6 protein-coding genes are annotated in these 11,822 nt (G+C 68.1%); 4 read left to right on the plus strand and 2 right to left on the minus strand.

The genetic code is table 11. The features are described from left to right. The first annotated feature begins 211 nt into the window (after positions 1–211). The 3 genes from STROP_RS03030 to STROP_RS03040 are packed head-to-tail and all read left to right on the plus strand — an operon-like array spanning position 212 to position 7,378. Positions 212–1,117, plus strand: coding sequence for a hypothetical protein (locus STROP_RS03030; protein WP_026275388.1), 906 nt, complete (start codon positions 212–214; stop codon positions 1,115–1,117). Then, positions 1,114–6,969 (plus strand): type I polyketide synthase, encoded by a 5,856-nt coding sequence (locus STROP_RS03035; RefSeq protein WP_011904512.1) that lies wholly within the window; start codon positions 1,114–1,116, stop codon positions 6,967–6,969. The genes STROP_RS03030 and STROP_RS03035 overlap by 4 nt, the downstream gene beginning before the upstream one ends. Next, positions 6,962–7,378 (plus strand): acyl-CoA thioesterase, encoded by a 417-nt coding sequence (locus STROP_RS03040; RefSeq protein WP_011904513.1) that lies wholly within the window; start codon positions 6,962–6,964, stop codon positions 7,376–7,378. The genes STROP_RS03035 and STROP_RS03040 overlap by 8 nt, the downstream gene beginning before the upstream one ends. 81 nt (positions 7,379–7,459) lie before the next feature. Here the strand turns inward: STROP_RS03040 and STROP_RS03045 are convergent, their stop codons facing one another. Both STROP_RS03045 and STROP_RS03050 read right to left on the minus strand, forming a co-directional pair. Continuing rightward, on the minus strand, positions 7,460–8,353 hold the full coding sequence (locus tag STROP_RS03045) for a helix-turn-helix transcriptional regulator (RefSeq protein WP_011904514.1): 894 nt from the start codon (positions 8,351–8,353) through the stop codon (positions 7,460–7,462). 359 nt (positions 8,354–8,712) lie between these two features. Continuing rightward, complete coding sequence (locus STROP_RS03050) at positions 8,713–9,921, minus strand: HEAT repeat domain-containing protein (RefSeq protein WP_011904515.1); 1,209 nt, start codon at positions 9,919–9,921, stop codon at positions 8,713–8,715. A 469-nt stretch (positions 9,922–10,390) separates the two neighbouring features. Here STROP_RS03050 and STROP_RS03055 point away from each other — a divergent pair, with 469 nt between their 5' ends. Continuing rightward, a complete protein-coding gene (locus tag STROP_RS03055; RefSeq protein ID WP_011904516.1) occupies positions 10,391–11,701 on the plus strand; it encodes an ABC1 kinase family protein in 1,311 nt (436 codons plus the stop codon). Positions 11,702–11,822 lie beyond the last annotated feature (121 nt).

The following is an 11,822-nucleotide window of genomic DNA, read 5'->3' on the forward strand; positions in this document are numbered from 1 at the left end:
TTGCCGTAGGAAAGCGGCCGCACCGGGACCGATTGCCTGCGCCTCTTTGCGCAGGAGCGGCGCTTGTGCGCGGACAGTCAGAGAGGAATGGCGCAGAAATGACAGAGGTACCGAACTCCGTCGCGCCGGCCAGGCGCTGTTTTCCTCAGCGCGTATGCCGGCAGAGCGGCTTTTCCACCCCGGCCCATCCCCCGATGAAGCGGGGTGCGTTGTGATATCCGCTGCCCCAGGAGAGCTCCGCGTCAAGGCCCTGCGCCGCTTCGCCCTGTCCATCACGATTCTCACGGTGCTCGGCCACCTCTTTCTCGGATTCGAGCAGGCACCAGTGACGCCGGTGTTGACCCTCCTGCTGGGCTACGTCCTCGATCTGGCCCTGGAAACTTTTCAAGCCCGGGTGGAGGGTCGTCCGGTGGGCTTTCTCGGCGGCTTCCAGCCGCTGGTTGACTACCTCCTGCCCACCCACATTGGCGCGTTGGCCTGCGCGATGCTGCTCTACGGAAACTCCTCGCCCTGGCCGTACCTGTTCGCCATCGCCACAGCGGTGGCCTCCCGTCACATTCTGCGGATCCGAGTAGATGGGCGGCCCCGGCACGTACTCAACCCCTCCAACGCCGGCATCGCGCTGACTCTCGTGCTCTTCCCCTGGGTCAGCATCGCACCGCCCTATCACTTCACCGCCGGGATTTCTGGGGCGCTGGACTGGCTGCTGCCGCTCGGCGTCCTCATGGCTGGCACGTTGCTCAACGGCAGGCTCACCGGAAAGATGCCACTGATCGTGGGGTGGCTGGCCGGCTTCGTTGGGCAGGCGCTGCTGCGGTCGGTACTCTTCGACCACAACTTCGTCGCCGCGCTACTGCCGATGACCGGCCTTGCCTTCATCCTCTTCACCAACTACATGATCACCGATCCGGGCACCACCCCCCGCGCCCGTGGCAACCAGGTGTGGTTCGGGCTGTGTACCGCGGCCGTCTACGGCCTGCTGGTGCTTGCGCACGTCTCGTACGGACTGTTCCTCGCTCTGGTTATCACCTGCATCCTTCGGGCGGGCCTGCTGTTGGTCGGTCGCCACCGGCTGATCCGGGCCCGGCGGATTCGCCTAAGGAAGGCAGCCGCATGAGGGCGATCGAACGGCAGATCGCGGTGGTCGGCATGGCCTGCCGCTATCCCGACGCCGACGATCCAACGCAACTGTGGCGCTCGGTGCTGGCCCGCCGCCGCGCGTTCCGCGCCATCCCGGCTGAGCGGCTGGACCCCGAGCACCGACTTGGAGCGCCGCACGCGCCGGACTCGACGTACGTCCGCCGCGCCGCACTGCTGCGGGACTGGCACTTCGATCGCGAGGCCTTCCGCGTGTCCGGGTCGGCATGGCGGGCCGCCGATCACGCGCACTGGCTTGCGCTTGAGACGGCGCGGGCAGCCCTGGCAGACGCCGGATTCCCCGGCGGCGCTGACCTGGACGCCGACCGGGTCGGCGTTGTTCTCGGCAACTCGCTCACCGGCGAGTTCAGCAGGGCCGGAATGGTGCGGATGCACTGGCCGTTCGTACGGCGATCGGTAGAGGCCGCCCTACGCGACACCAGAGTGGATTCCGCGGTCACCGCGCAGGTACTCGAGCACGCCTGGCATCACATCACGGCGGCGTTCCCGGACCCGGGCGACGAGTCACTGGCAGGGGCACTGAGCAACACCATCGCTGGACGGATCTGCAATCACTTTGACTTTCACGGTACCGGCTACACAGTAGATGGCGCCTGCGCGTCGAGCCTGCTGGCCGTCATCACCGCGGCCAACGCGTTGCTCTCCGGCGAGCTCAACTTCGCCCTCGCCGGTGGCGTCGACCTGTCTCTGGACCCGCTTGAGATGATCGGCTTTGCCCGCCTCGGCGCGCTCGCCCACGGTCAGATGCGCGTGTATGACGAGCAACCGACGGGCTTCCTTCCGGGGGAGGGATGCGGAATCGTCGCCCTCATGCGCGCCGACGAGGCACAGCGGCGCGGACTTCGTGTCTACGCGAGGCTGACCGGCTGGGCAACGTCCTCGGACGGGTCCGGGGGCCTGACCCGGCCGGACACGAGCGGACAGGCGCTGGCGCTGCGGCGCGCGTACCAGGCGGCCGGAGTGAAGCCAGAACAGGTCGGCCTGATCGAGGGGCATGGCACCGGAACTGCTGTCGGCGATCGGGTCGAGCTGGAAACGCTGACCCAAATCCGGCGCGATGCGACCGGTACCGCTGTGCTCGGCTCCGTGAAGGCAAACATCGGGCACACCAAGGCGGCCGCTGGCGCGGCGGCACTGATCAAGACCGTTCTCGCCGTGTATCACCGGACCCTTCCGCCGACCACGGGCTGCCACACACCGCACCCCCTCCTTCGCGAGGCGGACGCCACATTGCGAGTGCTCGACGAGCCGGAGCCGTGGCGGGGCGAGCGGCTGACAGCCGGCGTCTCCGCGATGGGGTTCGGCGGGATTAACAGCCATGTCGTGGTGGAAGGCAGTGCGCCCGGTGTCGCTGCCAGTCACCGCCGGGCCTCCGTCTCGGCCCGGGCCTGGTCACACCCCCCGATCCAGCCGGAGATTGTGCTGCTCGAGGCCGCCGACCAAGGTGAGCTGACCGAGCGCCTCAACCGTCTTGCCGACTGGGGGTCAATGCTAAGCGACGCCGAGGTCGGTGACGTTGCGGCGACCCTCAGCGCTGCGGCCGGCGGGACAGCCAGGATCCGCTGTGCCTTGGTAGCCCACGACGCCGACGAGCTGTCGGCAGCCGCCCGCGCCGCGACCGGGTTGCTAGCCACCTGGAACGGCCATGTCCTGGTTGATGAGACCGCTGGAGTGGCATTGGGTGCTGGACCGCCGGCACGAGTGGGGCTGCTCCTGCCCGGCCAAGGCGCCCCTGTGCGGTACGACCCTGGCCCGCTGGCCCGGCTGCTGCCCGAGCTGCCTGAGCGGCCCGCGGACACCGGGGCGACCGGCACCGAGGCGGCACAACCGGCCGTGGTGTGGCAGTCAATGCTTGGCCTGGCGTGGCTGGACCAGCTCGGCTGCGCCCCACTTGGCGCCGTTGGACACAGCCTCGGCGAGTTGACCGCCCTTGCCTGGGCAGGTGCGTTGGACATGGACCGGCTCGTCCAGTTGGCTGTCGTCAGGGGGCGCGTGATGGCACGGCACGGCGTGGCGGGCACGGGCATGGTGAGTCTGTCCCTCGACGAGGCGCGGGCGGTCCGGCTGGCCAACGAGCACGGGCTCGTGGTGTCGGCCCTCAACGCCCCGGACCGTACTGTGCTCGCCGGCGCCGACGAGGACCTCGCCCGGTTGGAGGCGGTCCTGCGGGACAGCGGTATCGAGGCGATTCGACTACCGGTCTCGTACGGCTTCCACAGTCCGGCGATGGAACCTGCGCAGCCGGCGTGGGCTGCCGAGCTGAACATGGTCGGGTTCCCCCGACAGTCGTGGCCGGTCGTGTCCAGCGTTACAGGAGAGGCACTGCGCGACAGCGACGACCTGGTGGCCCTGCTCACCCACCAGCTCACCGCCCCGGTGCGGTTCCTCGCCGCAGCCCGCACCCTTGGCCAGCAGTGCGACCTGCTTGTCGAGGCAGGTCCGGGGACCATGCTGTCCCGGCTGGCCGCCCGGTTCTCGGCAGCACCGGCGGTGAGCCTGGACTGCGGGGGCCCGCCCCGTTCGCTTGCCCTCGCCACCGCTGCGGTCGTTGCCGCTGGCGCAGGCGACATCGCCGCCTGGTACGCAGGGCGGCCCTACCGCCCTCTCCAGCCGGGAACGACGATGTCCTTTCTCAGCAGCCCGTGTGGTTCCGGCATCTCTTCCGCCGGGTTGCTCGGGGCGGGGTCTGTGTCGACCGATACGGATCCCGTCCCTCTTCCGGGTCGGGTCGAGCAGCTGTCGAGCGTGGCAGCAGCGGTGGTGAGGACCGCCTCCGCTCGACCGGCGCCGACCCCACCCGAGGCGGACCCGGCCGGGTCAGTAGACCCGGCCGGGTCCGCTGCCAGCTCTCAGGACCCACTCAGCCAGCTGCGCGCCCACCTCGCCACCGAGCTGGAACTTCCGGTGGCGAGCATCACCCCGGCAAACAGACTCCTCGGCGACCTGCATTTGAACTCGTTGCAGATCGCCCGCACCGTCGCCGCGGTCGCGTCGGCATTGGGCCGGCAACCACCTTCCGCGCCGCTGTCGCTGGCCGAGGCGACCGTCGCCGAGGCGGCGGAGGTGCTTGCCCAGTTGCCCGCCGGTGACGATGAGGAGGCACCGGTCCAGGGCGTAGCGCCGTGGATCCGACTGTTCCGGCACGACTGGGCTCCGGTGGAGAACACTGTGACGGCCATCGGAGGCGTACGCTGGCGGGTCGCGGCACCGGAGGGCCACCCGTTGCATGCGGTCTTCCCTTCCGTGCCTGAGCAGACAGCAGTGCCACACGGACTCGCTGTCGCGCTCGGCCCGGATGATGGTCCGGTGGAGGTGGCTGCTGTCCTGACGCAGATCGCTGTCGAGCAGCCGGCCCGACTGGCGCTCGTGCACGACGGCCATCCCGCTGCCGCCGCCGTCGGCCGTTCGGTCGCGGCGGAACTCCCGGGCTGTGCGGTGACAGTGATCAAGGCGACATCCCCTGCGGACATCGCCAGGCTGGCCGTGCTGGCTGTGCCGGCGGGGTACGCGGAGCTACGGATCGGGCCCCGCGGTGTCCAGCGGCTGGTCACCTCCCTGCACCGCCCGGCCGACGACTCGCGCGAGATACCGCTGGGCCCCGACGACGTCTGTATTGTCACCGGTGGTGCCACTGGTATCACGGCCTTCGCTGCGGCGGCGATCGCCGAACGGACCGGATGCCGGCTGGTGGTCCTCGGGCGGCGACCCGTCGAGGACGCCGAGACGAGCGAGGCGCTGCGGCGGCTGGGTGCGGTCCTCGGTGACGACCGGCTGCACTACGAGCGAGTCGACCTGACCGATCCCGACACGGTACAGGCAGCCGTGTCCCGCGCGGGTCGGCTCGGCGTGATCCGGGCGGTTGTGCACGGCGCCGGGATCAACCGGCCGGCGCCGCTGACGCAGGTCTCGGAGGAGGAGCTTCAGGATCACCTGGGCGGCAAGGTGGCCGGGCTCCAGTCGCTGCTCGCCGCCGCCGGGCCGGACCTGCGTCTGGTGCTGGCGTTCGGCTCCATCATCGGCCGTCAGGGGTTAGCCGGGCAGGCCGCCTACTGTGTCAGTAACGACTGGCTGCGACACGAGGTGGAACGGTGGGCCAGCGAAAACCCAGCGGTTCGGGCGCACGTGATCGAGTGGTCGGTCTGGTCCGGGATCGGTATGGGGGTCCGCCTGGACGTGCTCGACTCGCTGCACAGGCGCGGGGTGGCCGGCATCGCCCCCGATGACGGCGTCGCGGCGCTGTGGCGAATCCTCACTGATCCGACCGCTCCGGTGACCGTGCTGTGTACGGCGGCATTTCCCGAATCCGCCACGCTGAGCCCGGAGCCTGCGCCGGATGCTCCAGATCTGGGCCGACTGCGCTTCGCTGAAGTCCCGGTCGGCCGGATAGGACGGGTTGCCACGGTGACCGAGGCGGTTCTGTCGGCCGGCGCGGACCCGTATCTGCGGGACCACCGTGTCAGTGACGTGCCGCTGCTGCCCGCGGTGCTGGGTCTGGAGGCGATGGTGCAGCTGGCGTCACTGACCATCGGGAACCGAGCCGGTTGGGCGATCCGGGATGTCAGCTTCGCCGCGCCGATCGATGTACCCGAGTTCGACGTGAGGCGGATTCGGGTGGCGGCGCTGGCTGCTGAGAGTGGCGCTGATGTCGCAGTGGTGATCCGCGCGGACACCGACGGTTTTGCCACCGACCGGTTCAGCGGAACGGTGGTCGGGGAACCTTCGGTGCCGCCGACCACCAGCGCGGCGGGTGGTGGACAGTCCCGGCCGTGCGCGCGGATGGGGGTAGCCGGACCGGAGGCGAACACCATTCATTCTTGGTATGGGTCGGTGCTCTTCCATGAGGGACAGATGCGTCGTCTTCTCTGCGCCGAGCCGGTCTCGGCGTTCGCAGTGCGCGCCGTGGTGGAGGCCGGTGACCCGGAGCGCTGGTTCGCATCGTTCCTCGGTCAGGACCTGCTGCTCGGCAGTCCGGGTGGGCACGATGCGGCGATTCATTCGCTGCTCGCCTGTGCACCGCACCGTCGGGTGCTGCCGGTGGGCGCGGCCGAGGTGGTCGTCTGGCAGCCGCTGCGCGGTCGGCTCACAGTCGAGGCGCGCGAGGTGTGGCACAGCGCAGACGAGTACGTTTTCGACGTCGAAGTCACCCACTCTGGTGGGCCGGTGGCGCGGTGGCGGGGCCTGCGGCTGCGAGCGGTCGGCGAGAACCCGGAGTTCATGGCGGCCCGGGACTGCGGTCGACTTGGCGTGGAACTGGTTGGTCCATGGCTGAGTCGCCGGTTGATCGAGGTTGGTGCGGTCGACGCGGTTGAGTTCGTCGTGGGAGCCGGCCGGCGTGAGACGGAGGGTGCCCGCAGCCTGGTGGCTCGGCATCTCGCCCTGCCCGAATCGGAGCTGGGCCACAAGCCGTCCGGCGCGCTGCGCGTGCCCGGCCGGTACGCCAGCGCGAGCTACGCCGACGGGCAGGTGCTCGTCGCGTTGGCCGACCGCCCGGTCGGGGTGGACTGGGAGCCGGTGACGGACCGGTCCCTGGCGGGGTTGCTGGACTCCTCCGCGCGGGTGGCCGCGGAGGAACTCCGGCAGCGAACCGGAGACACCCAAAAGGTGGCCACAACCCGGTTGTGGGCTGCCCGGGAGGCTCTGGTCAAGCTCGGCGTCGATCCGGATCAGGCGCTGGCGCACGGCGAGGCGGAGCCGGATGGCGTGCTCGTCTCAACGGGGCGAGACGTGACGGTGACGACCGCGTTGGCCTGGGGCGACAGGACAAATCAGGTGGCGGTGGCGGTGGCGACCAAATCGGGGCGACATGATTAGGTGGTATGTCTACCGGCACGTGGTCCACCTGGATGAGACCAATGTCGTGGGGAATGTCTACTTCGCGCACTTCCTGCACTGGCAGGGGCACTGCCGCGAACGATTCCTCGCCGACCACGCACCAACTGTCCTGGACCAGGTGCGTCGGGGTGACCTGGCGCTGGTGACTGTGTCATGCGCCATGGACTACTACGAGGAGTGCTTCGGCCTCGACGAGATAGAGGTGCGGATGCGCCTGAACGGGCGGAATGGGCACCGGCTGGGCATGCACTTCGAGTTCCTTCGTGGCGGGCGGGAGGTAGCTCGGGGCCAGCAGACGGTGGCGTGTCTACGCCGTACCCCGGACGGCCCTGCGCCGGTCGATCTACCGGTCGAACTGCGGGTGGCCCTGACCGCCTTCAGCGGGTGAACCGCTGCGGCGCTCGACCGGGTCGCCCGGGTCGGCGCCGCAGCGACTCCAACTGCTGTTGTGCTGGGACCTGCGCTCCCGTCAGCTACCCGTTGCCAGCAGCCGTGGCTGCCTGCGCTGAGCCAGGGCGAGCAGGGCCGAGGTGAGCTGCACGGGAGGATCGATGGGGCGCGGGCATCGCAGCGCGATCTGGAAGCTCCGGCGGGTGCGTCCGCCGCGGACGACGATGGGCACGTCGCCCGTACCGACGAATTGCGCCTGCTGGCCGTTGTCGCCGAGTACGTCGGACAGCGTTGAGCGGTTGTCGAAGCCCAACGCCACGGCGTGGTACGCCCCGTCTGCCAGCGGCCGGAAGTGGCTCAGGCGGTTGGTTTCCAGTACGCCGTAGGTCACTGGGACATCGTCGGGCTCCTCTGACCGGTACAGTGCCAGCACTGCACAGCCGCCGGCGCTCGGCCCGCCGGTCACGGCGCCGACTGGTCCCGGGGCGAAGTGGCGCTCGGCGGACGGATCGGTCAGCTCGCTCAACCGGATATGGCCGAAGACGGACATAGCCGCCCGGAACCGTCGTGGCGACATTCCGGTCAGCTTGGTGAACTGGCTGATGAAGGTGCCGAGGCTGGAGTATCCGACGCCCAGACAGACCTCGGTCACCGACAGGTTCGAATTGACCAGCATGCTCCGGGCTCGGGCCATCCGCAGCGCGGTCAGAAATCGCGCCGGCGTGGTGGATGTGACGTGCCGGAATACCCGATGGAAGTGGAACGGGCTGAGCAACGCGGCCTGGGCTATGTCGGATAGGCGCTGAGGTTCCGAGAAATGGGCGGTCATGTATTCGACAGCCCGAGTAACGGAATCTAGCCGAGCGGCGTCGGTGGGATTGTCAAGACACATCCCCAGGGTGCTGCACCTCGTGACTTCAGCGCATTCTAAACAGTTTCCCCTTTGTCGCCATAACTGGTCGGCAGTGGTCATCGCGTAGCCCTCCCTAGGATCGCCGAGCCGCGGCCGCATCTAACCCGACGGGCGTGGTCGCACGTCTCTTGCTGCCGTCGACTGATCGCTACCCAGGGCCCACAAAGACCCAAGGTTCACCCCCCGGGTATACCGAGCCCGTGTACGGCCGCTTGCATCGTTGAACGTTCAGTCAAGCGCCCGCTACCCTGTGCGTAGTTATCTAATCTTGCTAATGGCATCACAACGACGTGGTGCAAAAGCGGCAAATATTCCTTAATGTGTGACAACTGCGCCCCTGTTGGTGTTCGTCCGGCAGACCGTCGTTGGACGGCTCCGGGGCGACCGGCTACTGCCGCCCGCCCCGGAGATCAGTCAGCTCAGTTCATCCAGTTGGTACGGGGGCAGAACTGCACCCCCGGGATGTCGGCGACGCCGTCCTGGTCGGAGTCGACGTCCCCGTCCAGCGTCGAGTAGATGTCGAGCGAGTTGACATTGACCTTGTCGTCGCCATCCCAGTCGACCAGCTTGCCCTTGAACGTGCCCACGATGAACGCGTTCGCCAGCGGCCCGGTGGGGGTGTCCAGCGTGCCGAGGATGCTGTTGCCGGGGAACAGCACCTCCTCCAGCGAGCTGCCCGCCATGGTGTCGAAGTTGACGTAGCCCCAGGTGTGCACCCGACCCCGGACGTAGCGGATCGCCGACTCGCCCCTGATCTGGATCCTCGGGTCGAGGGTCCACTCGCCACTGCGCTTGGCGGCGACCATCTCGTTGCGGTGTCCCAGGCTGTCGTCGTCGGCGCGGCCGGATAGGAAGATCGGCCGCAGACCGCGTGACTCGAAGTAGAAGCTGCCGCGGCCGGCGTTGGCGTGGTTTGTGAGCCCCCGGAACACGAAGTTCTCCGTGTGCGGCGTTCCGTCCTCATGCAGGCCGGACAGTGTCTTGCTGATGATGAGCTTCTGGTTACGGGTGTCCGTGTTCGGGCACGCGTGCGCCTGACCGTAGCTGCGGGCCAAGCCCTGGGGCGCCAGGGAGATCTTCCCCCAGTTGCGTCCCGTCTCATCCAGTGCAACGTAGACGTCACAGTGGATGTTGAGCAGAATCGTCTCGTCGAAGGTCCGGTCGCTGTCCCAGGCGAACGACCGGTTGTCGAAGGCAGGCAGGCCGGTGCGCAGCTCGGAGCTAAACAGTTGTGCCCACTCGCCGACGTCGGCGTCGTCGTCGTTGACGTGCCGTTCGATGATCTGTAGGGCCCGCGGCCCGCCGATCTTTTCCAGCGCCCACAGTGCGTTCCACCGCACCTCGCGGTTTTCATCGGTGGCGATGCTTTCCGCGATCAGGTCGATCGCTTCCGGCAACCGGCGGTCCATCGCCTGGTACAGGGACTGCTCGCGGACCATCGGGTCCGGGTGGTGCAGCGCCTCGTACGCGACCTGGTCGTCGGTGCGGATGTCGAGCCGCACCGCATCCCGGTCCAGGATGTCGCCGAGCTCGCTGTTCAACAGCGCCGGGTCACCCTTGAGGTAGTGCTCCCACTCTGGCGCGCGGTCCCGGCCCCCGGTGGACAGACCGATGGATTGGAGTGTCATGTTCTTGATCACCCTTTCATCTCTGGTGATTGCGGTGCCTGTGATATGCGTGCGACGAAACCCGGTGTGGAGCAGCCACCGAGCGATTTCGCCTCGGATGGCGAATACGGACACCCGTTACAGGGTCGAGTGCGAGCCATTCGCGACCTCTTTGCCGGTTCAGGAAGTCGGCCGCAGACGGCGAGCCATAGAATCGCCCTAGAGTGGATGGTTCCGCCAGCAGCTGCTCCACATGCCATGGCCCCGCCTACGGTGGTGCGTTTCAAGGGTTGTCAGCGCGAGGGGGCGGCGTCAACAGTGCGGCGCAGCGCAGCAAGAATGCGTAGCTTCGGGAACCGAATAACGTCGAAGTCTTGCTGTCCCGTTCCCATGAAACAGAAAACGACGCCGGGCCGAACTAAGGTTTTCCCGTTCCCGTTGCCGTTGCCGTTGCCGTTGCCGTTGCCGTTGCCGTTGCCGAGGAGAATCGATGCTGAAGAGACTTTTTCGACGGTGGGCGCTCGTTGTTCGGGCCGCCACGATCGCCGTGCTGCTGGCTGGCTGGGTCGGGCGGCTCGCGGTTCGCCTGCTGATCGACGCCCTGCGCAGGGCGTGGCCGAAAGGCACGCGAGGGCCCAGCGGCCGGGAGCGGTTGGCAGTCACTCTCACCGACACGGTCGAACGGCTCGGTCCGACCTACGTCAAGTTGGGTCAGGTGCTCAGCACCCGGGTCGACCTTCTGCCTCCCTGGCTATGCCGGAACCTGTCCCGGTTGCATGACCGGGTGTCACCGCCGTCGGACGTCGCCGCCGTCATCAGAACCGTGCCACCGATGGTGACGGCACGCGTTGTTGGCGGGGCGGCTGGGCTGACACCGGCGGCGGCGGGCAGCATCGCCTGCGTCTACCAGGCTCGACTTGACGACGGCCGTGAGGTCGCGATCAAAGTACGGCGGCCGGGGATCGAACAGACCATGAGACTCGATCTGGCGCTGGTCAACGTCGTCGCACGTGCCGCCGGCCGGCTACCCGCGATGCGCCAGGTTCCACTGGCGGAAATAGTCGACCAGATCTCGGCCGCCGTGTACGAGCAGCTCGACTTCGTCCGGGAGGCACAGTCGCTGACCCGGTTGCGTGATAACCTGCGCTCCCTGCCTGACGTCCGGGTGCCGGCCGTCGTGTCGGAGCTATCCGGCCACACGGTCCTGGTGACAGAGTGGATCGGGGCGCTGGAACGGAGCGCTGAACGATCCCCCGCCCGGCAGGCCGCGGTGCTCAATGGGCTGAGAGCCGCATACCAGATGCTCTTTCGGGACGGATTCGTGCACTGCGACCTGCACCCAGGGAATCTGTACCTGATGCCGGACGGGACAGCGGTGATTGTGGATACCGGCTTTGTGCGCAGCCTGACCGACTTCACGCGCCGCAGGTTTGCCGAGTTCTTCTACTACCTCGGCCGCAACGACGGGCACCGCTGCGCCGAGATCCTGCTGTCGACGGTGCTGGACCGCGGGGGCCGGTACGACCGGGACGGCTTCCGGGACGACGTGGTGGCCCTCGTGGCACGCAACAGCTCCGTCCGGGCCTCGGACTTCGACCTGGCGTCCTTCGCCGCCACGCTCTTCGCGATCCAGCGATCGCGCGGCTTGTACGCCGACCCACAGTTCGTCTTCCCGATCCTGGCTCTCCTGGTGCTTGAAGGCAGCGTGCACGCGCTCGTGCCGGACATCGACTTTCAGGCGGAAGCGGTGCCGTACGTGCTCCGCGGGCTACAGGAGACGGCTTCTGTGCGACGCAGCTGACCCGGAGGCCTTCCACCGCCGGGTGCGGGCTTGAAATCAGCGAGATGGGAACCCGGTGACCATCGCGGAATTGTTGCTGGTCGGCGGCCTTGCCGGACTGCGGTCCGGTCCCAATCCCCAG

Origin of the sequence: Salinispora tropica CNB-440 (assembly GCF_000016425.1) — a bacterium.
GTDB classification, from domain to species: domain Bacteria; phylum Actinomycetota; class Actinomycetes; order Mycobacteriales; family Micromonosporaceae; genus Micromonospora; species Micromonospora tropica.